This window comes from Thalassobacillus sp. B23F22_16 (assembly GCF_043496955.1).
GTDB classification, from domain to species: domain Bacteria; phylum Bacillota; class Bacilli; order Bacillales; family Halobacillaceae; genus Thalassobacillus; species Thalassobacillus devorans_A.
On record NZ_JBIEKD010000007.1, the window covers coordinates 117361 to 143919 of the forward strand.

A 26559-nucleotide genomic window follows, 5' to 3' on the forward strand; every position below is an offset into this window, starting at 1 on the left:
ACCAAAAGTTGAGGTAAAGGGTCCGGGAAATAACTCGCTTTCCGCGGGGAAGACGGCAAGCCTCCTCGAGCTTAAAGCTCTGCGGGGTCTTGTCAGCCCTTCCTTTCCCACTGTAGTCTCGCTATTTCCCTCCCCCTTAGCCTCTTAATTGTTTAACGGAATCCTACTTTGAATTATCTAAACCAATATAGAATACTTGGTAAAGAAATTTACAGTTCAAAAAAGCTTAGAAACATATAGTGTCTCTAAGCTTTTTCCGAACTACACAATTGACTACACTACTTGTGCTTTTTTGACTGATTCTGATGGTGGACGATGCTAACCGCCGATGTAGGACATTTCGATTTTTTCTCGTTTGAGCGGTTTTCCTTCTGCCCGTTCATCAGAATATCGGTCGGTGCGGCCGCTCCATAGTTTGATCAGCTCCAGGATCAATTGGTGATCACTTGCATTTTCTCGAAGCGGCGTCTTGATATCATAGCCTTCGGTTGCGAACAGGCAAGTGTATAGCTTGCCGTCTGCGGATAGTCTGATTCTTGTGCAGCTGCCGCAGAAAGAATCTGTCACTGAGGAAATGACGCCAATCTCCCCACCGCCGTCGAGATAACGGTAGCGTGAGGCGACTTCGCCGTAATAGTTCTGCTCGACCGGCTCAAGGGGCATTTCCGCACTGATGCGGTCGACGATTTCCTGTTTGGAAACGACGGTATCCATGTTCCATCCATTATGGTTGCCGACATCCATGAATTCAATGAACCGGAGGATAATGTCGGAACCTTTGAAGTAACGGGCCATCGGCAGAATCTGGCTGTCGTTCAGGCCTTTTTTCACGACCATATTAATCTTGACCTGGAGTCCCGCTTCCTGTGCCGCTTCAATCCCTTTCAGCACGGGCTTTGTCTTGACGCCACGGCCATTAATTTCCTTAAAGACATCATCTTCGATTGCATCAAGGCTCAGGTTTACCCGGTCAAGGCCCGCCTCTTTCAGCTTCTTCGCCTGCTTCGTCAAAAATACACCGTTGGTGGTGATGGCAATGTCTTTGATGCCATCAATGGCGTACAATCGTTTGATCAGCTGATCGAGATTTTTTCGCAGTAACGGTTCGCCACCGGTGATTCGGATTTTCTCTGTTCCGAACTTCGCGAAGATTTCCGTAAGACGGACAATTTCATCGAAGCTCAACAGTTCTTTGAATGGCAAAAACCGATAATCTTCCCCGAAAATTTCAGCCGGCATGCAGTACGTGCAGCGGAAATTACATTGGTCGATGACCGAAATACGCAAATCTTTCATCGGGCGGTTCAACCGGTCCCGGATATATTGGGTATCTGTCATGAGTAAATCACTTCTCCTTTACTCCTGTTAACAGGAGCTATTCAAACGTTGCCTGGCCAGTGGGATCCTCAAGGAGAATCGCCTGGACGGCATCCCCTGCTGCGAATCCTCTTGTTCCTCCTGGCAGCATAATCAATGCATCGGTATTCGCGAGCGTCGTAACGACTGCTGACTTGTCCATTCCAGCCGGGCTCACCAGCACGTTTCCACCTTCATAATGGATGTACCCACGTACAAATCTGGTAAATGGATTTGGTTTCGGAAAATCTTTTCCAAGGATGGCAGCTATTTTACGATGATACGGTTTCGCCACTCCTGAATAGCGCTGAATGACTGGAAATGTATATAGTTCAAACCCCACATAGCATGCGGATGGGTTGCCGGAGAGGCCGAACAACAGCTTCCCGTCTTTTTCCGCCACAGTGGTGACGCTTCCCGGACGCATCGCTATTTTATTAAACAGTACTTGAGTTTCCAGCTTTTCATAGATTTCCGGCATCAGGTCGAAATCCCCGACCGAAACGCCCCCGGTCGTTATCAGCATATCTACTTCTGCGAAGGCATTTGTCACTGCCTGATAGCACGTATCGAAATCATCTTCCAGTTTGCCGTAATATTGGACAATCCCGCCGGCACGTTCGATTTGGGCGGCGATCATATAAGCATTGGAATTTCTGATTTTACCCGGTTGCAGCTCTTCGTCCACGTCGAGCAGTTCCGTACCGGTCGCGAAAAGACCAACCACCGGCCGCCTGCCGACTTTCACGGTTGGATAGCCGAAAGTCGCGAGTAACGCTTTTACACCAGGATTGATTTTCGCTCCTTCTTCAACCAGTACATCACCGAGTGACGTTTCCGATCCTTTCTCGATGATATTCTGGCCTTCTTCCATTTGCCGTTTGATGGTCATATAGCTTTTGCCGTTCTCTTCCTGTGTCTGGCAGATTTCAAACATCGCCACACAGTCGGCACCTTTCGGGATTTCTGCCCCGGTCATAATCCGGACCGCTTCCCCATTCTCGATTGCCCGGCTTGCGCGATGGCCAGCACCGACTTGTTCGATGACACGGAAGGTTACTGGGTGGTCTGAGCCAGCTTCCTTCGTATCTTCTGCTTTCAATGCAAATCCGTCGTATGGAGACTTATGGAATGGAGGTATTGGATGTGAGGCTGTAATGTCCTCGGCGAGGATGCGGTTTTCGCACTCGTCAATGGCAACCTCTTCTGTCCCGCCGAATCGGGCGTACTCCATCACTTTCGCTACAGCATCGGTTACTGGAATCGGTTTGCGGTCGAACTTCATATCAACAATCCTTTCCGTGTCGCACTTCTATTAAAAATCTTCTTATCTGTCATTCTAACGTAAATTCATCCTATTTTGTAAAATTATGATTGATAGTACAATTTCCCTTATTATAACAGGAGGAAGGTGATATCTATTCTTCGAAATCTTAACGTTTAATGAACTCTTTTTTAAGGCGCTGTTAAACTTTGTTGTTGATTTTTAATAATAGGTTTATTTCAAAACTGGATCGAAAAGTCGAAGACTTGATTTCGAGATATCTAGGGTTCTTTACCATAAAAGTGTCAGGGCTGGCTGGGAAACTACTCGCTTTCCTGTGGGGGAGCTGGCGAGCTTCCTCGGGCTATCGCCCTGTGGGATCTCGCCTAGATCCTTCTCCCACGGGAGTCTCGCAGTTTCCCAGCCAACCCATCCGAAAGGTGAGAGAAACGAACCCCCTGTCAAATTGTAGTTCCATTCTACGTTGCTGAATAATATTTGAACAAAGTCGAGGGCTTTTAGATAGCATTTCATGTTTAGCTCACTCTATATTTGAAGGCTTGCATACGGATGTTTCCGTTCTCTTATAAACGCAAGGAGGTCCGGGAAATTGCGAGACTCCAATGGGAGGATAGTACATGGTGAGATCCCGCAGGGCTTTAGCCCGAGGAAGCTCACCGTACGCCCATGGAAAGCGAGTAATTTCCCGGACCTCCAAACCGTTACTACCGTAACGGAAACAACATATCTCGAAACTGAGTCTTCAGCAAAAGGGAGCTTTTATTGTAAAATCAACACGATGCTTTAACAGAGCCTTTTTTAAAAACGAAGACTGTTTTTTATTGATGGATTAGGGGTAAATTAATGAATAGTTAAATGATGGAGGGATGTAATATGAATACTACATACGACGTGATCGTCATCGGTACCGGGGTAGCCGGGAGTACGGTCGCAGCGAAAGCACAGAAAGCGGGCCTGGAGGTGGCCATCGTTGATGAACGTCCGTTTGGAGGCACCTGTCCGCAGCGCGGATGTGACCCTAAAAAAGTAATGACTGGCATCAGCAGAATTGTTGATGATGCCAGGCGTGTCAAAGGTCTTGGGCTGGACGGTGAGGTATCTTTGAATTGGAAAGACCTGCTGGCGTTCAAAAATGAATTCACCGAACCGATTCCTCAAGGAACAGAGGACAAATTTCAGAGGCTGGGTATCAAGCAATATCACGGGACCGCAACCTTTCTTGATCCCCATACCTTAAAAATCGGCGAGGAAAATGTCACGGCCAAATATATTGTGATTGCAACCGGGGCGAAACCTGCGGACCTTCCTTTTGAGGGTGCGGATCATCTGATATCCAGTGATCAATTTTTCGAAATGGAGCAGCTGCCGGACCGCCTGATGTTTGTAGGAGGCGGGTATATTTCCTTTGAATTCGCCCAGCTGGCAGCACGTCTGGGAAAAGAGGTCCTTATCATCCATCGCGGACGAAATGTTCTCGAGAATCATGATTTTGAAATGACCAACAAACTGATTGAACATACGAAAGATTTGGGTGTGGAAATACACACAAATACGGAAGTAACGAAAATTACAAAACTCGATGGCGGCTATAAAATTGATGTCAAGAAATTCAACCATGAACATGCCATGAAAGCGGATATGGTCTTCCACGGAGCAGGACGGACTCCGAACATCGACCATCTGGGACTCGAGAACGCAGGAATTGAATACTCCAACAAAGGAATTAAGGTGAATGAAAATCAGCAATCCGTCCCACATCAGCACATCTACGCAGCCGGTGATTGTGCCGACACCGGGCTTCCTCCGCTGACACCGACTGCCGGAGCAGAAGCTGCGCGACTGACAAGTCATCTCCTGCATGGGGAAAATCAGGAAGCCTTTCAAAAACCTGTGCCGTCCATTGTCTTTACCTATCCGGCACTTGGTTCGGTCGGACTGAGCCAGCAGGAAGCACGGGATAATCATATTCCGTATGAAGCAGAGTCTAAAACAATTACCAAGTTCTTTACTTATCAGCGGACAAAAGAGCCTGGTGCTTATGCGAGAATTTTAATGAACCCTTCCACCGGGCAAATTATCGGTGCTCACTTTTTATCCAGTGAAGCGGAACACCTCGTCAACCTGTTTGCGCTCGCAATCCAGCAGGGGCTGACGAAAGACGATTTGACCTCTGTCCTCTGGGGCTATCCAACGGCAGAAAGCGATATCCCAAGCTTTTTTAGTTAGCACGGTAACTAAGTAAAAAAACTATAAGCGGGACCCCTGCCACAGGGATCCCGCTCTTTAATGTCAGTAGTTAATTTGTTTCAATTTGATATCCTCAACGCGGCGCTGGATCCGCTGGTGATGAAGCTCTTCCCGGACCAATTCCGCTTTCGGACGTTTGACAATCGATATATTGAAAAATAAGATATTCCATTTCATTTGGTTCATTCCCCTTCCTTAGTTACCCAGTGAGTTCAGCTACGCGCTATCCTTCTCCACATTTAACCATTGCATGAACCGGATCATTTTAATCATCGTAACTCATCCTTTCTGTCTGTTTTTTATAGTTGCAAATGTTTGAGTTTTATCTCTTCCATGTGCCGCTTGATTTCCTGATGATGGCGTTCTTGCCGTGAAAATTCTTCATTGGATTTCTTTTTAATGATAATGGTGAAAAAAAGCATATTAATCCTCATCGTTTTCCCTCCCTTCTTCAGGGACTAGTGATCTGCACCCAACACCTCGTTCGACCAGCTGCTGAATCTCAGCAAGTATTCAATCATTTTATAACTCCTCTCCCTTATGTTTTAGAATCTGGACATATACATCATCTTACGGTCAAACCATTCTTCTTCCGGGGTGCGATGGTATTTCGGATCTTTCGTCCCAGCTGATTTCTTCCTTTTTTCAATTCTGATCGTAAATATAAAAAACGGAATCGTCATGATTACTCACCTCCTTTAAAAGGACTTATTTATAGTTAAGAATGTCTGAAGCATCCTATAACTCCATAGAAAAAAACCACAGGGGGATACCTGTGGCTTTCACGTGTACGTGTATGCCTGAACAGCATGAAACTGCCGTCCAGCACACACCAAATTAAAAAACCACAAGTCAATCCTATGATCGACCTGTGGCAGATATGCACGAATAAATTATAGTCAGAATATTAAAAATTGACGTATAGTGCAGAGGTCGATCGATTGTTGTTATTCAATTGGTTGAAATAAACAGTAATCATTTTCATTGGGTTCGACCTCGCTTTCTCGGAATTTTTTTCTTACACTGGAAATTATATAAAAAGTCCTAACAAAAGTAAAGCCTATTTTTAGAAACACTTGGCTTATCGCCAAGTCCTAATGGCGAAAGCATTAGTGTTTCTTATACTTTTTCCCTTTACAAACTTAAAACTTTTTAAAGTATGAAAATAAGTTATACTATTTAACCGGTTGTTGATGTTTGGGCATCTCCCGCCTGGAATTCAGCGATCATCCGATCAAGTTTCTTCAACAGCCGAATCGCTTCCGAACGGGACATTTCTTTATAGTGGTGAAGCCCGCCAGGCTGTTCATCCATATTATCCGCTTCTGTCACCACCTGCTGGAGATCTGTCCGTTTGCCGTCCAGTTCAAATGGAAGATAACTGTCCGTATGAAGCAGTACAGCCAATGACACTTCCTTCGCGACAAGACGATCTTCGCCGAGCCGGATCAACAGTTTATGAGCGCGCTCTGCCCCTTTGATAGCGTGGATATCGTGCCGCCGGTATTCTTCGTAATCCCACTTTCCATCCCGATACCATTCATAATGTCCCATATCGTGGAGAAGTGCTGCCTTGGCAGCTAAATCGACATCGATACCCCGCCTGGAAGCAAGGTCAAATGCATTATAGGCAACGGAGACGGCATGGTTGACACCGGAACGCTGCAAATATTTTTGTGTGACGCGATGTTTGAAAATCGTAACCAATGATACTTTCGACATAGCAACCCCTCCGCCTGAAATTTTTTATAGACTAATATAGCAGTTCGGTTATAGAAATACAAGTAAGTATTATCACTATGCCCTTCTGCTCTGTCTTTAAACGTCTTTGTGAAATAGGGAACATAGCAAATTTTTCTCTCTCAACGTATCTCTGCCTTTGAATTGTATGCGAATGAGCAGAAGATGGTGACGGCAGAAGATCCACAGGGTCAAAAGTACTATTTGACAGGAGTAATGTTTGATAGGCATCAGGGCAGGGTAACTTTTAACCAACACAAAAAAATTATGAGGTGATTAGCTTGAAAGAACTAACATCCTATCAAATACATTTAAATCAATCGGTTACAACCACTGAAATCATCGATATTCATAAATACGTAGCTAAAAGCGATTGCGAAATCTACTTACACCAGGGACAGTTAATTGCGGATGCCAGTATCATGCCGAAGCTGATGTCATTCTTTTTACTGGCGAACACGAAAAAACCGATTAAAATGATTATTGATGGAAATAACGCGGAAAAGGCTCACGAAAAAATCGAGCAGATTTTGAGTAAACAAATCAAACAGTCGGATCAACGCGTTAAGTATTCCGGTTCCATGGCAGAACAAAATATTTCTATCGTTGTGTAATGACTATTGGCTACCTTTTTAAACAAAGGAGTGATCGAACATGGCAGACGATCGCGACGTAGAAATTGAACGAAAAGAAAAAAAGAAAGATTCCAGCAAGGTCGGCGTAGCAGCTATCAAATATATAACGTATTTAATTATTTTCTTCGGAATCTTATGGTTTTTAATTAATTATGTTGTCGGACCTTTGCTATAATTCAGCGATAACTCCTCTTATGAGGGGATTATCACATAAATCATCCTTTTCTCCATCTTAGGACAACGCCCGCCTGGAAATCCAGACGGGCGTTGTTCATTTTTTATGAGCCTGTAATCTGCTCATGCTGAAGAGCAATTATTTTCAAAATAATCGAACGTTTCGTTATAATAGCAGGTGAATACGTTTTCAAAAGGAGTGGAATTCATGTTTGATATCGCCATCATCGGTGCAGGCCCTGCTGGTGCCAGTGCCGCATTGTTCGCCGCCAAAGCTGGGAAAAAGGTGGTCATGTTCGACCATGGTAAGAGCATTACAGCCAAAGCCTGGGTGGAAAATCATTATGGTGTAAAAGAAATCGAAGGTCCTGAATTATTAAAAACCGGCCAGGAGCAGGCAACGAAGTTCGGGGCAGAATTAAAAGAAGAAGAAGTGAATGCAATCGAGGAAAGTGGATCCGGGTATACATTGAAAACAGAGGATAACAGCTATGAAGCGACACACGTCATTTTCGCTACTGGCATGTCGGCAAAACTGGCAGAAGAGTCTGGCTTGACGGTGCAAGATGGTACAGAACCTCGCGTGGCTAAGGTCATCAAAGCCGACGCACAAGGCAAAACCGATAAGAAAAATGTCTGGGCTGCTGGTACCGTCGCCGGCGCCAGCGTCCATACCATCATTACTTCCGGCCACGGCGCCAATGTGGCGATCAATGTTATCAGCGAACTAAACGGTGAACGCTACGTCGACCATGATATTCTGAAATAATCGAGTATGTAGGGGGTGATAGCGAATCCTATCCCCCCTTTGTATTTCCTATAGGGAACTCCACCCCATTTATATCGGCCACGCGACGTAGGTGAGAAATTCATGAAACACGAGGACAACAAAACAAAATAAAAATAACTTATTATACGACTTACTTTCTTTCCCCAACGTCAAAAACAGCCAGCCCGACATTAAAATAAATAGAAGGAGAGACAATACTTCCATATACTGCACCTGTTGATCTGATCCGAGCATTGGGATAACCATCCACCCCATAATTGCAGCCATGACCCCATGGACAATTGCCCCCCACTGTAAACCCGCTTCCACACGAATAACAAGACTCACCACGCCTGCCGCAACTGCTCCGATGATTAACACAGGTACGAGCGTCATATTTACAAACGACAACAAGCTGCTTACATAAAGAACGAGTAAAATGATGACAGACATACGTATCTCGTTGACGTGCCTCTTCTCTTCCATCGTCCGTATTCTCCCTATGACAGAAATCGACAAGATAAGCAAAATAGCCATCAGCATCATCCAGGATGCTATCATATCCACCGCCCCCCACAGCATCCTATGCAGAAAAGAGGGTGGACATGCACAATCACGTAAGGACAGACAAAATCCCTCTTATTTTTCAACAAGAGGGATTTTGAAAGATGCCATTATCGCGGACGGCGTTCTTCTATTTGCTGTGAAACTTCGTATTCATTGAAATACATCCTGCCCCATCCTTTCTATTATTTAATGATCCTTTATCGTGGGCGGCGTTCTTCCACTTCTTTGGAGATTTCATATTCGTTGAAATACATATCCTCACTTCCTTTCCGGGTGCTTGATAATCAGATGTGCCGGCGTTGCATTTCGAGCCATAAGTCGCGATACGGATTCGGTTTCGTTTTATCGATCCATTTTTTTAAGAAGTTCATGTCTATCTCCTCCGTTTGCTTTTCTTAAGTTAATTATAGGTATTTTCCATTTTTTCCATAACGGCCAGCCGAGTGATTTCGTATCCTCCTCTGGACGGAACTTTCTTTCCAACTGAAAAAGGTGCCCGCTTCCTCCTGATGAGGAAACGGGCACCTTTAGTAACGATTAATCGAACCAGCCTTTTTTCTTAAACCAAATGATCATAGCGACTGACAGGGCAATCATGATGAACCAGACAAGAGGATATGCGTATGGTTCATCCAATTCAGGCATATTCTCAAAGTTCATGCCATAGACCCCGGCGATGAATGTCAGTGGCATGAAAATGACCGAAATTACCGTCAGTACCTGCATTGTTTTATTTTGCTGATGAGAAGTCAATGATAAGTAACTGTCCCTTATATCCTGGGTAAGGTCGCGATTTGATGCAATCACATCCGCCAGCTTGATCAGATGGTCATGGACATCGGCAAAGTATTCTTTCCCCTGCTTCATACCATCCAGGTGATGGGAGCTGAGAATCCGGTACAACAGATCACGCATTGGATGGATGGTCTGCCGCATTGTCAGCAGTTCACTGCGCCGGTCGAACAATTGCTCCAGCAGCTTGTCGATGGATAGATTTTGTGTATTATCTTCGAGTTCATTGATATGGTCCTCGATTTCATAGATGATTGGAAAATAATTGTCAACAACCAAATCGAAGATATAGTGCAGTACATAATATTCTTCCCATTGTGGCTGCTCTTTCTTCACCATTCGCATCACATGATTCATCATCGGCAATTCGCTTTTATGATAGGTGATGATAAAGTCTTCACCAAAGAAAATATCGATTTCCTGCTTTTTTAATGTTTTTGCATCAATGGCATGGATGACGATCAACGTGTGATCCTCATAATAATCCATTTTCGGTCGCTGCAGGTCATGGATGCAATCTTCTATCGCGAGCGGATGAAAGTGAAAATAACTATCTAATAGATCTGTTTCTTCCTGGCTCGGACGATCGAAATCGATCCAATACCAACGGATATCATCCCGAGTTTTCAACGGATCAAGGGAAGTATCTTCAACCAACTCTCCCTCTTTCGTATAAGCTATTAATTTCAACATCTGAAAAACCCTTCCTGAGTCAACATTGACTTCTTTTTATATTACCCGACTCGCCTGGTGGCAAACACTTTTTTGCGAAGGGGGTAATTACCCGTGCAAGTATGATAGGATAAAGAGGAAGGATTATGGCGGGGGTGATGGTATGACTGCTGAAGATACCTTGCTCGCAGGCAGAAACGTGACATTGCGAAGCATTTCAGACAAAGATCATGAATCCTTATGGAACTTGATTTATAAAGAGACGGACCCGGAATGGAAAAAATGGGATGCGCCCTATTATCCGCTTGAACCGCACACGTTAGATAGTTTCAGAAGTTATGAGCGTGCACGGAAAGAGCGTTTAAGTGCGGAGGAACCCGACTCCCGATTGATTATTGAAGCAGATGGAGGAATTATCGGAACCGTCAGCTATTACTGGGAGCATAAGCCTTCCCTGTGGCTTGAGGTCGGCATCGGCATTTACCGCCCGGAGTATTGGAATGGTGGATATGGCAGCGAAGCGCTGAAGTTGTGGATTGATCACCTCTTCTCCTCCCTCCCGCTTGCGCGTGTCGGCTTGACGACCTGGTCGAAAAACGAGCGGATGATGCGTGTCGCTGAAAAGCTTGGCATGCAGCTGGAAGGCCGGATGCGTAAATGCCGCATCTACGAAGGGGAATATTATGATTCTATCCGGATGGGTGTGCTCCGCGAGGAATGGGAGGCCGTCCATGGCCCGGCAGTAAACCAAATTAGTTCTAAATCGTGAAATCCCGCACTGCGGGGTTTTTCCTTTTTTAGTGTGGTAGGGTAATAGCGATGGTTACTAGACAAAAAGTGTTCATACTAGACAGTACATACCATATGCTAGACAAAATAAATAACTTACTAGACATTTTCAGAATTGGAGCCAGTCAAACCAAAAAACTGCTTTTAAGTGAATAAAAGCAGTTTTTTTCATGACAAAATGAGGTGAGAATTTATAATTGGCCGTTATACCATTCAAAGTAACCCCAGCTAACAGAAGCATACACACTGATGCCATAAAGGGCCAGTACCATACCGAGGAATACCCAGTCTTTATAGGATACGTTCATGGTCCGGTAGAAGGTGCGCTGCCTGCTGCCTGTGAATCCTTTAGATTCCATAGCGACTGCGGTCCGTTCTGCTTTTCGGATGGCACTCGCGAGCAGCGGGATGACATATCGTTTCAGTTCACGGACCCGCCCGCTGATCCCTCTCCCCCGGTGAACACCTCGGATGCGATGGGCCATGCGGATTGTTTTTAACTCGGTTAACATCAGCGGTAAAAACCGGTAGCCGGCCAGTACGCCATAAGCGATTTTCGGCGACAGCTTCAATTGCTGCATTAAGCTGAGCAGAAAATCGGTTTTATTGGTTGTCAAAATGAACAGTAAGGATAACAGAGCGAAACCCAGCACGCGCAAGGCGAGTGATACGGCAACTTGAAATCCTTCCAGTGGAAAAGTTAAAAACCCAGCCTCTATCAGCCTCCCTGAATGATTACTGCTGTCACTAAAGACAAGCGTCGTCCAGAAGAATCCGAAAGCGATGATAAAGAAAGGGATAAAATAAAGCGCCCACCTTTTAAAAGAAACGTGCCCGAAAAGAAATGTAATGGTTATGATTCCAAGCGAAAACAATAACGGCGTAATCGGATCGAAAACGAAAGCCAGTAAAAACACACCTACAATCAGCGTGATCGCTTTCACACTGGGATTAAGCTCTTGCAGATTCAATTGCCGCCGCTCCTTTCTTTTGCGCTTGTTCCAGCCGGACACGAAATGGCTGTTGTAATTGGTGGTGAGCCAGCCAGCGCTTCCCTTTTTTCCATAACTCCTCAGGAGAACCATCAAAGGCCAGGGTCCCGTTTTCCATGACAAGAACACGGTCGGCATGCTGATCGACCAGTTCCATATCATGGGTAACCATCACCAGGGTCCCACCTTCCTGCTGCCGTTGCTGCAACAGCGCAATAATTTCCTGTGCCGAATGTTCATCCTGTCCAAACGTTGGTTCATCCAAAACCAGCAGCCCCTGGTTCTCTACCATCATCGTTGCAATACTCAACCGGCGCTTCTGACCTTGACTCAACGTATAAGGATGGCGATCCTTGTGCGCCGCTAAGCCATAGTGTTCCAACATGGTTTCCGTGCGTTCTTTTACTTCGGGCTCTGGCAGGTCTTGCAGCCGAAGGCCAAAGGCGACTTCTTCAAACACTGTATCCGCCACAAATTGATGCTCAGGATTTTGGAATACGTAGCCGACTTCCTGCCATAGGGTTTCACTTCGATACTCTTTCAAACGATTGCCGTTCAGTGTGACTGTTCCTCCTGAGGGTGCCTTCAACCCAGCCAGCAACAGACTTAACGTCGTCTTCCCTGCTCCGTTTGCTCCGACAATAGCCACCCACTCCCCTTTGTGGATGGTGGACGTAACCGGATGAATGATGTGTTTATAGCTGACATTTTCCAGGGAGAGATGAGGAATTGCCGACGAATAAGAGACTTTTTTCTTGAAAAATGCAGGCGGAATATGTGGAGAGATAGCTTCTAATTCAATAGGGAACTCTTTTCTATCATTGATTATCCCTCGTTGCATCAGTTGATAAGCCGTCCGAAACAGACGAGGCACCCATATTCCTTCCCTTTGAATCGTCTCATAATGCTCCCGGAATCCTTGTGCTAATGGTCCGTCATAAAAAAGTTTCCCATTACGATTCATTAGCAGGCAGCGATCCACATAGGCCAGCCATTCATCGAGGTTATGCTCGATGATCAGCAAGCCAAATCCTTTTTCCTGCTGAAGGGAGATGACGGTCTCAACAAACGCTTGCCTCGAGTGGGGATCGAGCAGGGATGTCGGCTCATCTAATATGATCAACTCCGGATCCATAGCGAGGATACAGGCTAATGCCAGCTTCTGTTTCATTCCGCCGGACAAAGCCGTAATCGTCGCTTCCTTCACATCGGACAAACCCACCAGCTCCAGAGCCCAGTCCACTTTCGCAGCGATAACGTCAGGAGGCGTGTCGAGATTTTCCAGTCCAAATGCTACTTCATCCTCGACTGTAAGCATGCAAAACTGGCTTTCGGGATCCTGGAACACCACACCGATCCGCCTGCTTAATTCTCCTGGATTAAACGCTTCATAAGGGCGTTCCCTGTAAAAGCGTTCCCCTGTCAGCTTTCCATCTAATTCTTCGGGGTACAGGCCATTAAGGCTGTACATCAAGGTGCTTTTGCCAGAGCCGCTGGGGCCGAGCAGCAACGTGGTTTCTCCTTTAGAAAGGGAAAGATTCAAGCCATCCAAAACAGGCTCTTTTGCTTCTTCGTAGCTGACGGTAAGGTTTTTCACCTCAATTAAATCATGCGGCGCCATGTTTATTTCTCCTATGCTCTTTTCCAAGGGCGAAATTGTATAGCACACCGGTCTTAGCAAGCGCGTCACTCAGTGCTTTTCCTAGCAATCCTGCAATGACCGCACCGCTGATCATCCGGGCAATAAACATCGCAGTTACATAAGAAGTAGCAAGAGCAGCATACCCTGAGATGAAGTAACCCCATACAAAACTGAACAGCGCGGACCCCATACCAGCACCCATCAGTACCCAGACATTGTACAAACGGTAGCGGGTGGCGGCAAACACTGCTTCTGCGCCAAGTCCCTGAATCATACCGGAGACAATCAACATCGGCCCGACAGCGTTTCCGAGCATGACTTCAATGATCGCTGCTATGGTCTCGGATAAAAATGCTGCACCAGGCTTCCGGATAATATAAGCTGCGATAATCGATACGATGAACCAGATACCGAAAATCAAATCATAACCGATCGGTCCGAAAAAGCCGACAAGCAGCTTTCCAACTGGAAGAAACGCCAGATATACCACAGCAAAAACAACAGACAGAACCGACATGACAACGATTTCTCTCATTTTCCAGTTATTCATCGTCATTCTCCTTCTGATGGGACGGGCTGTTGGCTGAAATGGAAGCCGTCATGACCACATGGCTGTTATGCTCCTGAGTGACCGCGAATGCATTTTCAAGTGTCGCGAAAATTTCTCTGGCCTCTCCACGTAGCTTGGTGGCATAATGAATACTTTCCACTTCCAGCCCCCGCTGCTTCGCTGCTTCAATCTGTTCCATGATCATTTCCATATAACTGTCAGAACCAAGCGGGTACAAGGCAAAATCACAGGCGGTGTATTGATCCATGTCATCCTGATTATTCATTTTTGTGTCATCTTCCGACATATACACGTCTCCCTCGGTGTCCCCTGGACAGCCGACGGAATACGTTCCTGAAAAAGCGACATGATGACCTGTTTTGGCAGCTTGGGCGAAAATCGCCTGTGTGACATCGAAGACATGCGGAAGTCTTCCCCTGACACACGTACTGACATCATCCGTTTTCATCCAAACCTTTGACGTATCCACTTCCTCTAAAGCTCCCAGGATGACAGAAACGAAGTCATCAGTCATGGGGTGTACTGAAAAACGGCACCCGACAATCTTGCTTGTTCCATTGCATACTTGGTTTTCCATAAATAACCCTCCAAATTTTATATTTTTCCATATAAAAAACTGCATCCCGCGGGGGAATGCAGTTCGAAGGTATCGTTTATTTATTATACGTGTCACCTAAGACCATGCACTTCCCCACGCTGGTATTATCCAGTTCGGGTTCTAAGGGTCAGAGTCCAAGACTCCTCTCAGCTTACACGCACCCCTAGTGCTCGAAATTCGCTATGCAATTTTTCAGTTATTTATAGCTTAATAGATTTCCAATCCATTGTAAACCATTAAAGCAGAACGTCCCACCAGATTTTGATAGCAGTTCCGACGATCAGTGCTGCCAGAATCCCTTGAAGCAATTTGGTGTTTACTTTCTGACCTGCTTTTGCACCAAGCGGTGAGGCGATCAGACTTGCGATGATCATGATTATCGCAGGCACGAGGACAACCTGCCCCGTCATCACCTTCCCGACAGTGGAACCAATCGATGATATGAACGTTACGGCCAGAGAAGTTGCAATCGTTACGCGAGTCGGTATTTTTAGAACCGTTAACATGATCGGAACAAGCAGGAAGGCACCTGCTGCACCAACGATACCGGCTGCAACACCGACGGAGAAACCTGCCGTTGCGGCTATTGTTTTATTAAAGGTCACCTCTTCAGGTGGTATATCATCCACATTTTTGCGTGGAATAAACATCATGATGGCTGCCAGCAAGGCGAGCACGCCGTAGACAATCTGTATCCCATTTTCACCCATGAATCTTGAACCATAGCTTCCTATGAAACTACCAACCAGGATACTTGCACCCATATAAATAATCAGATCTTTATTGAGATAACCGCCTTTACGGTAAGCCCAGGCACCGGCAATGGTTGCGAAAAACACCTGAACGGCGCTGATTCCCGATACTTCGTGTGCGGTAAAAGCGGCGAATCCCAGCATAGGTGGTATATATAAAAGCATTGGATATTTAATAATCGATCCGCCGATCCCTACCATTCCAGAAACATAAGAACCTGCAAAGCCAATTAGGAATATCGTGACATAAAACCATAAATCCATTTTTTCTTCCTCCCTTTATCTCTATGAAAGCCTTACCAATTGGAAAGGGACAGCCACCCAGCTGTGCTGGTATGTCTGTCCCCCTTTATTCCTTAGCCTTTCTTGATCCAGAATTTGAGGACTTCGTCTTCTTCTTTCTGGTCGACGAGTTCGTGTCCACTGGAATCAGTCCAGGCTGCTAAGTCTGCTTTTGCACCTTTATCTGTTGCGTGGATTTCGAGGATATCTCCGCTGTTCAATTCATCCATCGCTTTTTTTGTCTTTACGATTGGCATTGGGCATGCCAGACCTTTTGCATCTAGTACTTTATTTGCTTCCATTTTGATACACTCCTTTTTTAAAATTAACCGGGAGCCCCACTAGAATGGGGCAGCCCATTAGGATACCGCGCAGCGGTTTGGTCCAATTTCCATTTCACGCTTCTCTTCTTCTTCTGGTGTTAGTTTACCCATGTTCACTTGACGTATTTCCTGATATGCGTTTGGTTGTGGTGGAAGGTTTTCTGTAACCATTTTACGGAATTCGCCTTCATCTTCCACGTTCAGGCCAGTGTTCACTTTGTAAAGCTCACCTAGTGGTGCGGATACTTTACCATCATCCTGTACTTCACTCATGTTAGCGAAGTGGGCAGGAAGTACTTCCAAGTCTTCAGACAGCTCTTTGTAACGGCTGTAAAGTGTGTCGCGCAAGTCGCCGACCCAGTCTTCTGCAAGGCCTGCAAGGTCCGGACGGCCAATGGATTCTACGAACAGGATGTCACCAGTCAACAAGTATTTGCTGTCGATGATGAAAGAAGTAGATCCGATCGTGTGACCTGGAGAATATACAGCTTGAGCGCCAACTTTAGTGGTACCGACTGTAATTTCTGTGCCATCCTCCAGTGCGGTGTAATCGAATTGAACTTCGGTTGCATCTTTTGGTGGCAGCCAGTATTGAGCACCTGTTTCTTCACGAAGTGCACGGCCGCCGGAGATGTGGTCCGCGTGCAGATGAGTGTCTGCAACTTGAACGATTTTTGCATTCTTTTCTTTTGCAAAGTCAAGGTATGGCTGAATCATACGGTTAGAGTCGACGACCATTGCTTCGCCGTCAGAGATGACCATATAAGATAGGCAGCCTTTTCCTAGACGTACGAACTGGTAAAGTTCACCGCCATCAGAAGTATCGCCTACTTTTACCGGCTCGAGGTACTCACTCCAGGCTTTCATACCGCCTTTCAAGTAAGAAACTCCTGTCACGCCAGCTTCTTCAAGCAGATCAGCAACCATCATAGAAGATCCTTCTTTTGCACAAACGACCAACACGTTTTCGTTTGGCAATTTATCCATGATGCTTTCCACGCCATCTAATAGATCAAAGTAAGGTACGTTGATGACTTCTACACTGTCACCTTCGATTTTCCAATCTGCGAACTCTTTTTGGTTACGAACATCCAAAATGAACAATTCTTCTTTATCAATAACTTTACGTGCAATTTCTTGTGCGTTCATTGCTTTTGGCATTGATAACCCCTCCAATTAATGATTTATTTTTCTACGTCGCCTTTCCAGTCTTTCATGCCTGGCGTTACGTTAAATACGTTATAGCCTTTTTCTGCAAGTTTCTGAGCTGCCATGTCACTGCGGCTTCCGGTGCGGCAAATAACATAGACATCTTTATTTTTTTCGATTTCATCTGCTTTTTCATCAATTTCTCCAAGCGGTACGGATACAGCTCCAGGAATGTGGCCGAATTCATACTCCGCTGGTTCACGAACATCAAGAACAGTGATCTCGTCATTCAATTTACCTTCCAGGTCTTCATTAGAAACGACCTGGTCATGCTTTTTCTCTGGTTTATCTTCGGAGTCGGAACTCTTACGAACATAGTGATACAAAACATCGCCATCTTCCTTATATCCAAGGTATTGATGACCCATGTTTTCAGACCATGCTTCCAGATCAGCGATCGATCCGCGGTCGGTTGCCTGGATTTCTAGTACGTGGCCAGGCTCCAGGTCTGTCATCGCTTTTTTCGTTTTTACGATTGGCATCGGGCAAGCTAGCCCTTTTGCATCTAATACTTCGTTTACCTTCATTGAAAATACCTCCTATTATAGATGAAAGTTGATGTGTGTCTGCGGCAAATCGATTACTCGACTTTACCAGTCCAGGACATCATGCCGCCTTCCATGTTGGTAACGTCATAACCATACTGATCAAGGAACTGTGTCGCCTGACCGCTGCGGCCGCCGGAACGGCACACCATGATATGGTTTTTATTTTTATCCAATTCATCTTTACGGAACTCAAGCAAGTGAAGCGGGATATTTACCGCACCAGGAATTTTGCCCTGGCTGACTTCATCGACTTCACGAACGTCGACGATATTCAGTTGTTCCCCTTGTTCCATTTTTTCTTTAACTTGTTCTGCAGTTAAACTATTCATTGTTAGAAATCCTCCTTTTAACCTCTCCAGGCGTTCATGCCGCCTTGGACATTGATCACTTTTTCAAAACCTTTCTTCTTCAGCATGCCAGATGCTGCTGAGGAACGGCCGCCACTCTGGCAGATGACATAGACAGGCTTTTCTTTATCCAGCTGATCCGTCTGCTTTCCTAATTGCTGAAGCGGCAGGTTGTTAAAGCCTTTAATATGATTCGCCTGATACTCGCCCGGTGTACGGACGTCTATGAATTGTTTCCCTTTTTTCTGTTTCATTTCGTCCTTCAATTGTGAAGTTGTAATTTGATCGACGCCTTTAGCCGGCATCAATCGTTTTGCTAAAAAGCCAATGATCAATGCTACTGCTACGATGGTTATAATTGTTTCCATTTAGCATTACCCCTCTTCATTATTACCATAACCCCTATGGGTATAGTTTAAACTTATTTTTTTAAAAGTCAACCCTTCCTTATTGGCGGACTTTTAAAAAAATAAGTGGAGCGGGCAGAGGAAGCGAAAGTGCTCCCTCCATCCCTTTATTTAGTGGCAACAATAAAGTAAACGTCCTTATTGAATTTGCCGACTTTAACAGAGAAACCTGCCTGCTCTATTTGATGAGCCATATCTTCAGATGGTATACGCTCATGAAGCGGCGGACCTTGTTCACCTTCTACCTTTTCCCAATCCAGTACAACAAACATTCCATGTTCAGGAATGATGCGGTAAATTTCACTTAACGCCTGGTCAAGATCCGGCACCTCGTGCAAGACAAAGGCTGAAATGGCACGCTGGAAGGACCCGTCTGGAAAATTAAGACGATCTAATCCACTTTCCTGGCGATCGAGATTTCCCAGTCCTTCTTTTTCTGCGCGTTCCGCCAGCATCTCAAGCATTTCCGGCTGGATATCAACCGCAGTAACACGGTCCTTCGTCGCTTTAGCAATCGGTAATGTCAAATACCCGTTTCCTGCTCCAAGATCGATGACTTTTTCGTCGCCATTCAAATCAAGAAGACGGATGACTTCCTCGACAGGAACGGTTTCCTGTCGTTTTGGATCGAGCAATTTTTCGGCTTTCTCATGGGAAAACATTTTACCGGCCATACAAATTCTCCTTCCATTAAGCCGAAACGGGATAATGACAGTGGTAAGTCTCAGCTGTTTTTACTGTTTCGGCAAATACTTCAAGAATGTTTCTGGATCGAATCCAATGACCCATTGACCGTCGATATTCGTTTGTGGAACTCCCATCTCTCCAGTAGTTTCCACTAACTTTCTCGCTTCTTCCGGATCATTTTCCAAATTTACTTCCTTATAGTTGACACTCATTTGATCAAGGAACTGTTTGACCATGGTGCAATAAGGACATGTGCTTGTTGTATATACCGTTACCATTTACTCCACTCCTTTAAACCTTAGTATATTAGAATGTAAGAGATACATCCGCGTCTTTTGCGAAGTTTAGGAAAGTTGCTGCGCCGCCTACTTCGATTCCGTCAACGAAGTCTTCTTTCGTAAGACCCATAACGTCCATTGTCATTTGGCACGCGATGAAACGTACGCCCATTTCCTGAGCCATTTCAACCAATTCAGGGATAGATGGTACGTTTGCTTTTTCAAAACCTTCCTGGAAGTGTTCTGTCCCTTCAGGCATTGGAAGTTGCTTATGAGCTTCCTTGTGGATCAAGTTCAAACCTTCGAATGTGAAGAATACTGCAGTTTCACCATCGTAAGTTGCAGATGCGTTTGCAATGTTCAATACTTTGTAAGCGTCGAACGCTCCACCGTTTGCTGCGATAATAGCTGTTTTCATTATAAATTCCTCCTTGAGAATGTTATTAATATTTTCACCGTCTAGAAGTTGTTAACCTCTAATACCCCGGCGGGTTTAATACCCTGTAATGTATATTAAAGCATCTCTCCAAAATAGTCAAGGGGGTATGCCTGAACTTTTTTGAACTTTATTCAAATAGGTAAAAACCTTGATATAACACGTATTTCCGGCACCTCTTTCATTAAAACGCGAACAGGACAGGTACCCAACCGCGTATAAAAAAAGGATAACAGAAGAACTGTTATCCCTCAAACATTTAGATTTTACTTTTCGGACCACTATTTCGAAACTGAGTATTAGCAAAAGGGGGATTTACTGGAATAATACAGGCCTAAGAAAAGGATATTGCCCCAAAAGCAATTTTATGACAAGAACGGTAGTACTTTTCACCTAAGTATGTTTACGAATAGATAACAAGCATCTCAAAAAGCACATCGTTTTCCCTCTTTATTGTCATAAAGGGTTATCGCCTGCATATTTCGGGAATTTTATTAACATACTAAAGCAAGGAGGGTTGAACATGATTTGGTTAATGTTTTTAGTACCCCTTGCCCTACTCATCGCCGTTGCGATCTATATTGAAAAAAGAGGCAACCGCTCGATGGAAGACGCGTCTCTTTCGAAAGAAGACAAAGAAATCCTTAATGAAGAATATCTCGACCACGGCGCACAGACCGAGGTCCATAGTCCAAAAAACATGAAGCTTTAACTCCCCCTTTTATCAAAACAGTAGATAAAGTCCCCAAAGGAACGAAATCCATCCGATTTCGTTCCTTTTTTGTTAAGACAAAAAACTTCTATTATATATTCTCAAGATGTGAAATATTGTAATCCCGTTCGGGGAGTGGTAATTTTTAATAGAGAGGAATAATAATAGAGATGAAAAATAATAGAGGAGCTAAAAAAATGAAACCCGTGTTTATGTTTCTTCTAGTGGGTATCGTTCTGTTAATTGGCGGATGTTCTTCTGAAAGCAGTAAGGCAACAGAAGACATGGAAGTAGTAAAAGAGAATGTGACAACGAAAGCAAAGGATGACAAACAAAAGGAAGAAAAACTTCCACATAAATACCAAATCCAGCTGGGAGAGAATACGTTTACGATTGATTTAAAGAAACATTCGATTTTAAATAATTATGTCAGTACGTCCAAAGACCCTCAAGCAAAACTCGAGACAATGAAATTTATACCCGTTACAATGAACGAACACGCTAATAAAGCTTTAATTGAATTTGCATGTTATGAAAATCGTTGTTCCTACATACTGATTGACTTTTCAAAGGAAACATCCATGTTGCTGGCGGATCTCGCTAAATTGGAACAAGTTCAGGTTTCGCATGACAGTCAAATGGCTATCAAATTCGGCAGAACCAACCAGGAGGGAGTCACCACCCACCATGTGGAAGTGGTTGATTTGAGCAACCTTGAAGAAAAGACGTTGACTATTAATGAGGAAAACTTACCGGAAGTTACCTATCAGGGTTACCAGTACCCAATTGAAAATATGGGATGGACATCCGCTGGGGAATTGACGATCGACATTCCAAGAGTCGAGGACTACGCTTCTTACAATCTGGAAAATTGGAAATCTAAAGGTGCACCAACCACCACCATCACGTTAACTATTAACTAGATATAAAGGGGAATCACCATGAATGAAATGATTGAAAATTTGTTAAGTCACCGCTCCATCAGGAAGTTCAAATCAAAGAAATTGAACGAGCAGCAAATCGAAATGATAATATCAAGCGCCCAGCACGCTTCCACTTCGAGCTATATGATGGCTTACTCCATTATCGGGGTGACGGACGAAGAAAAAAAAGCGGATCTTGCGGAAATAACAGGACAAAGCTATGTAAAAGATAATGGCCATTTTCTTATCTTTTGTGCGGATTTGAACCGGGTGACAGTCAAAGCGAATGAGGAAGAATATGAAGCAATGCGGGACAATCTGGAAAACAGCGAACATTTTCTTGTTTCTGCCATTGATGCCGCTCTCGCAGCACAAAATGCGGCAATTGCAGCAGAGTCTATGGGGCTCGGCATCTGCTACATCGGCAGTGTCCGAAATAACATTGCCAGAGTCGATGAATTATTGGATCTGCCAAAACACGTCATTCCCCTTTTCGGCATGGCAATTGGCTATCCAGCACACCACCCGGAACAAAAACCACGCCTTCCGATTGATGCTGTCTATTTTGAAAACAGCTACCGACAGCATGAAGATGTGCTCGATCGTTTCGATGACAGGATCGCTAAATATTATGAAAAAAGATCAGAGAACAACCGTACGGACACCTGGACAGACCAGATGAAACGCCGGTTCCAGAACACAATTCGGATGGATGTCACAGATCATGTTAAGAATAAAGGCTTCAATAAAAAAATAATATTCTTTTCCATAGTAGAACAGCTCTTATCCTGAGCTGTTCTATTATTTTATACTTCCTTCAGATTTAATTGTTAGGCTCGTGTGTACTATAATTAGGATACTTTCAATTCTTTACCTGGGAGGGAAGTTCATGAACAACTTAGATCAAATAGCAACACTCATCCAGGAGGCGAACTCGGTTGCCGTTTTAACTGGTGCTGGAGTATCAACCGCAAGCGGCATTCCTGATTTTCGGTCCAGCGAAGGATTGTGGACGGAAGATCACGCACGTGAATATTATATGTCCAGCCAGTACTTCTTCCAAGACCCGGTGGATTTTTGGAATAAATATAAAAGCATTTTTCGGTTGAAACTGTTGAAAAACTATCAGCCAAACCAGGTGCATCAATTTTTCAAACGACTCGAAGACACTGGGAAAGATATCGCTATTATTACACAAAATGTCGATGGCCTTCATCAGTTGGCCGGAAACAGTCGGGTTGTCGAATACCACGGTACATTAAACAAGGCATCCTGCCCCTCCTGCCAGGCTTCTTACAGCCTTGATTACGTTATGAAGAACGAAATTCCGTATTGTCAGGAACCGGGCTGTGGCGATATTTTGAAACCTGGTGTCGTTTTATTCGGAGATATGATTACAGCACATGATGAAGCGGAAGCGATTCTCGATCATGTCGATGTGCTGCTCGTCATGGGTACGTCCCTTTTTGTCACTCCGTTCAACCTGCTTCCGGAATATGCCTCCTATCGTGGCATCCCTTCTATTATGATCAACGGGGAGCCGACGGGTAAGGATTATTTATTCGATCAAGTGATTCACGACGATCTGAGCAAAGTTGTCGAGGAACTTAGTCCGTTAATCGATTGAAGTGGAACGATTAAACTCGTGCCATAACGGGAACAGCGGTAGAGAGACTTGCAGTATGGGAGTGATATTCATGGATAGAATACAAATCAGCAACACGGACTTGAAAGTGAGTCCGATCGGTCTTGGCACATGGGCGATCGGCGGCTGGATGTGGGGCGGTACCGATGAGAAAGACTCAATCCGCACCATCCATACCGCACTGGATAAAGGCGTCAACTTGATTGACACAGCACCGGTATACGGGTTTGGCCGGTCAGAAGAAATCATCGGGAAAGCTGTAAAGGACTATGGCAGCCGGGATGACATCGTTCTTGCCACGAAAGTCGGTTTGGATTGGAAAAACGAGCAGCCATTCCGGAATGGCAGTAAAGAACGGATCCACCAGGAAATCGATGATTCTCTAAAACGGCTGCAAACGGATTACATCGATATTTATCAGGTTCACTGGCCTGACCCGGTGACACCGATTGACGAAACAGCAGAAGCGTTGAACTACCTCTATAAACAGGGAAAAATACGTGCCATTGGCGTCAGTAATTTTACGCCGGAGCAAATGGATTACTTCCGGGAATCTGCTCCATTGCATACCCTGCAGCCTCCGTATAACCTATTTGAGCGTGAAGCGGAGAATGATGTGCTCCCTTACGTACAGGAAAACAATATGTCTTCCTTATTATATGGCTCCTTATGCCGGGGATTATTGTCTGGAAAAATGACAAAAGACCGCAGCTTTGAAGGAGATGATTTACGAAAAGAAGATCCGAAGTTCCAACAGCCGCGGTTTGAGCAATACTTGAGCGCCGTGGACGAATTGGACAAACTGGCCCAGGACAGGTTTGGAAAACGTGTCCTTCACCTGGCATTGAAATGGGTCATCCAGCAGCCAGGCGCCGACATCGCTTTGATGGGCGGACGCCGCCCGGATCAAATGAATCCGATCGACGAACTTGATTTTGACATCGATGAAGACAGCCTGCGCGACATCGATGAAATTCTGATGCGCCATGTCAAAGACCCAGTAGGTCCGGAATTCATGGCACCCCCTGACAGACAGCAATTAGGAATAAAATAATGGATCGATGGCCGGCTGATTACCAGCCGGTCTTTTTCTATGGAGGATCTCCATAGATTGTCTCCGATAAGGCTTCCGTGTCTCTCTTCCGCCATTATCTTCTCTTAAAGTTTTTAATTTGTCTCCTATATTTTTCATTTTGTCTCTCTAATTTTCCAATTTGGCTCATATACCGGGGGTCGTGTCTCTCATATAAGCTAGTTATCTCTTAAAACAGGTTAACACACGCTTCCTATTTAATTAGTAATTGTGAGATATCACCCATTTCTGTAATAATAAACTACTATCTTCTAATATTATGTTGTATTGGATAGTATTGTATATTAGTATGAAGTTGTTATGTTTTTATTTGGTCAAATAGATTGCTTGAAATCGTTACTATTTTTTACATAAGGAGTCATCATCATTGAAATACATAGTTACTATCCTGTTTTTTTCACTTATTTTTATCGTTGGTTGCAGTTCTGCTGAAGAAAAAGAGACAAACCGCCATGTAAGTGCACAAGGAAGCCCCTCTGCTGAGGAAAAAGAAGAAGCTTCTCCTGAAGATAAGGAAGCGAAAGGAACTGAAGCGGAGGAACTTCCAGCTCCAGAACCCGAGCCCTCGTCGATGACACTTACATTTACTGGTGACGTTCTGTTTGCCATGTCGCTGGAACAAACCGTAGCTGAAAAGGGGCACGCCTATCCCTTCCAGCATGTCAACGACTACTTTTTGAACGATGATTTTACATTCATCAATTTAGAGACTGCTGTCACGGAACGTGGTACGAAAGAGGATAAACTCTACAATTTCCGGACCACACCTGAAGCAATGTCCTCCATGAAACAAATCGGTGTCGATGGGGTCGCGCTTGCGAACAACCACACCCTGGACTATGGGATTGACGGACTGACTGATACGCTGCATTTTGCAGAGGAAGCGGGCTTAGAAACCATCGGGGCCGGCAGGACAGAAAATGAGGCTTATCAGGCATTCGAAACAGAGATACAAGGGAAGCGTGTCGCTTTCTTGAATTTTTCTAAAGTCCTCCCATTTATTGAATGGTATGCGGTTGGTGAACGGCCTGGTGCAGCAAGCGGCTATCAGTTGGAAAGGGTGATCAACATCATCCAGGCGACAAAAGAAAAGAATGACTATGTTTTTGTCCAAATCCATTGGGGGAACGAAAAAGAAATTCAATTTAATGAGTCCGAACAATTATATGCACACGCCATGATTGATGCCGGTGCTGATGGCATTATCGGAAGCCATCCCCATGTACTCCAGGGGTTTGAGATGTATAAAGGGAAATTGATCGCCTATTCGTTAGGCAATTTCCTCTTTCCGGATTACGTAGCGGGAGAAACAGCACAGACAGGTATATTGCAAGTGGAAATCGATGAAAATGAAGCAGCTACCTACAGCTTTCTTCCCCATTTCATTGAGGATGATATAATCAAGCCCCACCCGGACAGCCACAGTCTAGCGACGGCCCTGGAACAGCGTTCCGCTCCGGGAATTACTATTAATGACTCGTTTGAAATAACCGGCGAATAACAGAAAGAGACGCATGAGCAATTAAGCTATGCGTCTTTTTCTTATTTAGTGTACGATGGAAGATAGAAATAGCAGGCTTTGAACGAAAAAACGGAGGTGCGGGAATGGAAGTCATTCTATGGGTTATTATCATTCTTTTATTCTTATTAAGTTTTCTCAGCCTGGTTTTCCCGATTATTCCAGGTACTTTGGCCATTTGGGCCGGCTTTTTGTTATTCCATTTCTTCTTAGATAATAGCGAACTATCCGGCTTTTTCTGGACAGCGATGGTATTACTTACGGTTCTGTTATTTGTGTCCGACATTATTGCGAACAGTTTTTTTGTAAAAAAATACGGCGGCACCAAATGGGGGGAGCGGTCCGCAGCGATTGGAGTCATCGTCGGCTCGTTCATTATTCCTCCCCTGGGGATTCTAATCGTCCCGTTTGCTGCCGTATTGATCGTGGAATTGCTGCAGCAGCGCTCACCTCAGGATGCCTTTCGCGCAAGCATCGGTTCCCTGTTCGGTTTCCTTAGTGGATCAGTCGCTAAAATAGTGATTCAACTGATTATGATTATCTGGTTTTTCATCGCCATTTAAAGAAAC

33 protein-coding genes and 1 riboswitch are annotated in these 26559 nt (G+C 44.7%); of the genes, 12 read left to right on the forward strand and 21 right to left on the reverse strand.

What is annotated here, in order from left to right; all coding sequences use genetic code 11:
* Positions 1–318: 318 nt before the first annotated feature.
* Both moaA and ACGTNI_RS07960 read right to left on the reverse strand, forming a co-directional pair.
* The gene (gene moaA, locus ACGTNI_RS07955) at positions 319–1338 is read right to left on the reverse strand and encodes a GTP 3',8-cyclase MoaA (protein ID WP_394461361.1); all 1020 of its coding nucleotides are present in this window, start codon (positions 1336–1338) and stop codon (positions 319–321) included.
* A 37-nt stretch (positions 1339–1375) separates the two neighbouring features.
* Entirely contained in the window at positions 1376–2641 is a 1266-nt protein-coding gene (locus ACGTNI_RS07960) for a molybdopterin molybdotransferase MoeA (RefSeq protein WP_394461363.1), read from the reverse strand.
* Between the two features lie 873 nt (positions 2642–3514).
* Between ACGTNI_RS07960 and ACGTNI_RS07965 the strand changes: the two genes are divergently transcribed.
* Positions 3515–4867: a dihydrolipoyl dehydrogenase family protein gene (locus ACGTNI_RS07965; RefSeq protein ID WP_394461365.1), complete on the forward strand. Its 1353-nt coding sequence runs from the start codon at positions 3515–3517 to the stop codon at positions 4865–4867.
* A 63-nt stretch (positions 4868–4930) separates the two neighbouring features.
* Here the strand turns inward: ACGTNI_RS07965 and ACGTNI_RS07970 are convergent, their stop codons facing one another.
* From ACGTNI_RS07970 to ACGTNI_RS07985, 4 genes are all read right to left on the reverse strand, one after another.
* A complete protein-coding gene (locus tag ACGTNI_RS07970; protein WP_394461367.1) occupies positions 4931–5065 on the reverse strand; it encodes a YrzI family small protein in 135 nt (44 codons plus the stop codon).
* A gap of 122 nt (positions 5066–5187) precedes the next feature.
* Complete coding sequence (locus ACGTNI_RS07975) at positions 5188–5322, reverse strand: YrzI family small protein (protein WP_394461369.1); 135 nt, start codon at positions 5320–5322, stop codon at positions 5188–5190.
* Between the two features lie 111 nt (positions 5323–5433).
* Positions 5434–5571, reverse strand: a complete 138-nt coding sequence (locus tag ACGTNI_RS07980; RefSeq protein ID WP_394461371.1) for a hypothetical protein — start codon at positions 5569–5571, stop codon at positions 5434–5436.
* A 496-nt stretch (positions 5572–6067) separates the two neighbouring features.
* Positions 6068–6610 carry an HD domain-containing protein gene (locus ACGTNI_RS07985; protein ID WP_394461374.1) on the reverse strand — a complete coding sequence of 181 codons (543 nt, stop codon included), beginning with the start codon at positions 6608–6610 and terminating at the stop codon, positions 6068–6070.
* Positions 6611–6909: 299 nt separating this feature from the next.
* On the opposite strand from ACGTNI_RS07985, the gene ACGTNI_RS07990 reads away from it, so the two are divergent.
* The 3 genes from ACGTNI_RS07990 to ACGTNI_RS08000 all read left to right on the forward strand — a co-directional run bounded on the left by ACGTNI_RS07990 (position 6910) and on the right by ACGTNI_RS08000 (position 8206).
* On the forward strand, positions 6910–7242 hold the full coding sequence (locus tag ACGTNI_RS07990; protein ID WP_394461376.1) for a hypothetical protein: 333 nt from the start codon (positions 6910–6912) through the stop codon (positions 7240–7242).
* A 40-nt stretch (positions 7243–7282) separates the two neighbouring features.
* Entirely contained in the window at positions 7283–7438 is a 156-nt protein-coding gene (locus ACGTNI_RS07995; RefSeq protein ID WP_176224020.1) for a hypothetical protein, read from the forward strand.
* A gap of 207 nt (positions 7439–7645) precedes the next feature.
* A complete protein-coding gene (locus ACGTNI_RS08000) occupies positions 7646–8206 on the forward strand; it encodes an FAD-dependent oxidoreductase (protein ID WP_394461378.1) in 561 nt (186 codons plus the stop codon).
* Between the two features lie 69 nt (positions 8207–8275).
* Here ACGTNI_RS08000 and ACGTNI_RS08005 read toward each other — a convergent pair whose 3' ends face one another.
* Positions 8276–8767, reverse strand: coding sequence for a hypothetical protein (locus ACGTNI_RS08005; RefSeq protein ID WP_394461380.1), 492 nt, complete (start codon positions 8765–8767; stop codon positions 8276–8278).
* A 543-nt stretch (positions 8768–9310) separates the two neighbouring features.
* Positions 9311–10258, reverse strand: a complete 948-nt coding sequence (gene corA, locus ACGTNI_RS08010) for a magnesium/cobalt transporter CorA (protein WP_394461382.1) — start codon at positions 10256–10258, stop codon at positions 9311–9313.
* Positions 10259–10400: 142 nt separating this feature from the next.
* On the opposite strand from corA, the gene ACGTNI_RS08015 reads away from it, so the two are divergent.
* Complete coding sequence (locus tag ACGTNI_RS08015; protein WP_394461384.1) at positions 10401–11006, forward strand: GNAT family N-acetyltransferase; 606 nt, start codon at positions 10401–10403, stop codon at positions 11004–11006.
* A gap of 211 nt (positions 11007–11217) precedes the next feature.
* Here ACGTNI_RS08015 and ACGTNI_RS08020 read toward each other — a convergent pair whose 3' ends face one another.
* The 13 genes from ACGTNI_RS08020 to ACGTNI_RS08080 form a co-directional block, all read right to left on the reverse strand.
* The gene (locus ACGTNI_RS08020) at positions 11218–11997 is read right to left on the reverse strand and encodes an energy-coupling factor transporter transmembrane component T family protein (protein ID WP_394461386.1); all 780 of its coding nucleotides are present in this window, start codon (positions 11995–11997) and stop codon (positions 11218–11220) included.
* A complete protein-coding gene (locus tag ACGTNI_RS08025; RefSeq protein WP_394461388.1) occupies positions 11978–13639 on the reverse strand; it encodes an ABC transporter ATP-binding protein in 1662 nt (553 codons plus the stop codon). Before ACGTNI_RS08025 ends, ACGTNI_RS08020 begins: the two co-directional genes overlap by 20 nt.
* On the reverse strand, positions 13626–14210 hold the full coding sequence (locus ACGTNI_RS08030) for an ECF transporter S component (protein WP_394461391.1): 585 nt from the start codon (positions 14208–14210) through the stop codon (positions 13626–13628). Before ACGTNI_RS08030 ends, ACGTNI_RS08025 begins: the two co-directional genes overlap by 14 nt.
* Positions 14203–14808, reverse strand: a complete 606-nt coding sequence (locus tag ACGTNI_RS08035) for a YkoF family thiamine/hydroxymethylpyrimidine-binding protein (protein ID WP_394461393.1) — start codon at positions 14806–14808, stop codon at positions 14203–14205. Before ACGTNI_RS08035 ends, ACGTNI_RS08030 begins: the two co-directional genes overlap by 8 nt.
* Positions 14809–14902: 94 nt before the next feature.
* Positions 14903–15004, reverse strand: a riboswitch (TPP riboswitch).
* A gap of 61 nt (positions 15005–15065) precedes the next feature.
* Positions 15066–15845, reverse strand: coding sequence for a sulfite exporter TauE/SafE family protein (locus ACGTNI_RS08040; RefSeq protein WP_085507811.1), 780 nt, complete (start codon positions 15843–15845; stop codon positions 15066–15068).
* Between the two features lie 92 nt (positions 15846–15937).
* Entirely contained in the window at positions 15938–16165 is a 228-nt protein-coding gene (locus ACGTNI_RS08045; RefSeq protein WP_394461396.1) for a sulfurtransferase TusA family protein, read from the reverse strand.
* 57 nt (positions 16166–16222) lie between these two features.
* Entirely contained in the window at positions 16223–17347 is a 1125-nt protein-coding gene (locus ACGTNI_RS08050; protein WP_394461398.1) for an MBL fold metallo-hydrolase, read from the reverse strand.
* 23 nt (positions 17348–17370) lie between these two features.
* Positions 17371–17922: a sulfurtransferase TusA family protein gene (locus ACGTNI_RS08055; RefSeq protein ID WP_394461401.1), complete on the reverse strand. Its 552-nt coding sequence runs from the start codon at positions 17920–17922 to the stop codon at positions 17371–17373.
* Between the two features lie 53 nt (positions 17923–17975).
* Positions 17976–18272, reverse strand: a complete 297-nt coding sequence (locus ACGTNI_RS08060; protein WP_394461403.1) for a rhodanese-like domain-containing protein — start codon at positions 18270–18272, stop codon at positions 17976–17978.
* Positions 18273–18289: 17 nt separating this feature from the next.
* A complete protein-coding gene (locus ACGTNI_RS08065) occupies positions 18290–18658 on the reverse strand; it encodes a rhodanese-like domain-containing protein (protein ID WP_394461405.1) in 369 nt (122 codons plus the stop codon).
* Positions 18659–18804: 146 nt separating this feature from the next.
* Positions 18805–19371: a class I SAM-dependent methyltransferase gene (locus ACGTNI_RS08070; RefSeq protein ID WP_394461406.1), complete on the reverse strand. Its 567-nt coding sequence runs from the start codon at positions 19369–19371 to the stop codon at positions 18805–18807.
* A gap of 60 nt (positions 19372–19431) precedes the next feature.
* On the reverse strand, positions 19432–19662 hold the full coding sequence (locus ACGTNI_RS08075; RefSeq protein ID WP_394461409.1) for a glutaredoxin family protein: 231 nt from the start codon (positions 19660–19662) through the stop codon (positions 19432–19434).
* A gap of 28 nt (positions 19663–19690) precedes the next feature.
* Positions 19691–20080 (reverse strand): DsrE/DsrF/DrsH-like family protein, encoded by a 390-nt coding sequence (locus tag ACGTNI_RS08080; RefSeq protein WP_085507797.1) that lies wholly within the window; start codon positions 20078–20080, stop codon positions 19691–19693.
* 541 nt (positions 20081–20621) lie between these two features.
* On the opposite strand from ACGTNI_RS08080, the gene ACGTNI_RS08085 reads away from it, so the two are divergent.
* From ACGTNI_RS08085 to ACGTNI_RS08115, 7 genes are all read left to right on the forward strand, one after another.
* Entirely contained in the window at positions 20622–20810 is a 189-nt protein-coding gene (locus tag ACGTNI_RS08085) for a hypothetical protein (protein ID WP_085507796.1), read from the forward strand.
* Positions 20811–21007: 197 nt separating this feature from the next.
* The gene (locus tag ACGTNI_RS08090; RefSeq protein WP_394461411.1) at positions 21008–21733 is read left to right on the forward strand and encodes a hypothetical protein; all 726 of its coding nucleotides are present in this window, start codon (positions 21008–21010) and stop codon (positions 21731–21733) included.
* 18 nt (positions 21734–21751) lie between these two features.
* Positions 21752–22525 carry an oxygen-insensitive NADPH nitroreductase gene (gene nfsA / locus ACGTNI_RS08095; RefSeq protein WP_394461413.1) on the forward strand — a complete coding sequence of 258 codons (774 nt, stop codon included), beginning with the start codon at positions 21752–21754 and terminating at the stop codon, positions 22523–22525.
* 97 nt (positions 22526–22622) lie between these two features.
* Positions 22623–23360, forward strand: a complete 738-nt coding sequence (locus tag ACGTNI_RS08100; RefSeq protein ID WP_085507793.1) for an NAD-dependent protein deacylase — start codon at positions 22623–22625, stop codon at positions 23358–23360.
* Positions 23361–23430: 70 nt separating this feature from the next.
* Positions 23431–24432, forward strand: a complete 1002-nt coding sequence (locus tag ACGTNI_RS08105; protein WP_394461415.1) for an aldo/keto reductase — start codon at positions 23431–23433, stop codon at positions 24430–24432.
* A 406-nt stretch (positions 24433–24838) separates the two neighbouring features.
* Positions 24839–25972 carry a CapA family protein gene (locus ACGTNI_RS08110; RefSeq protein ID WP_394461417.1) on the forward strand — a complete coding sequence of 378 codons (1134 nt, stop codon included), beginning with the start codon at positions 24839–24841 and terminating at the stop codon, positions 25970–25972.
* Between the two features lie 104 nt (positions 25973–26076).
* Positions 26077–26553, forward strand: coding sequence for a DUF456 domain-containing protein (locus tag ACGTNI_RS08115; RefSeq protein ID WP_394461420.1), 477 nt, complete (start codon positions 26077–26079; stop codon positions 26551–26553).
* Positions 26554–26559 lie beyond the last annotated feature (6 nt).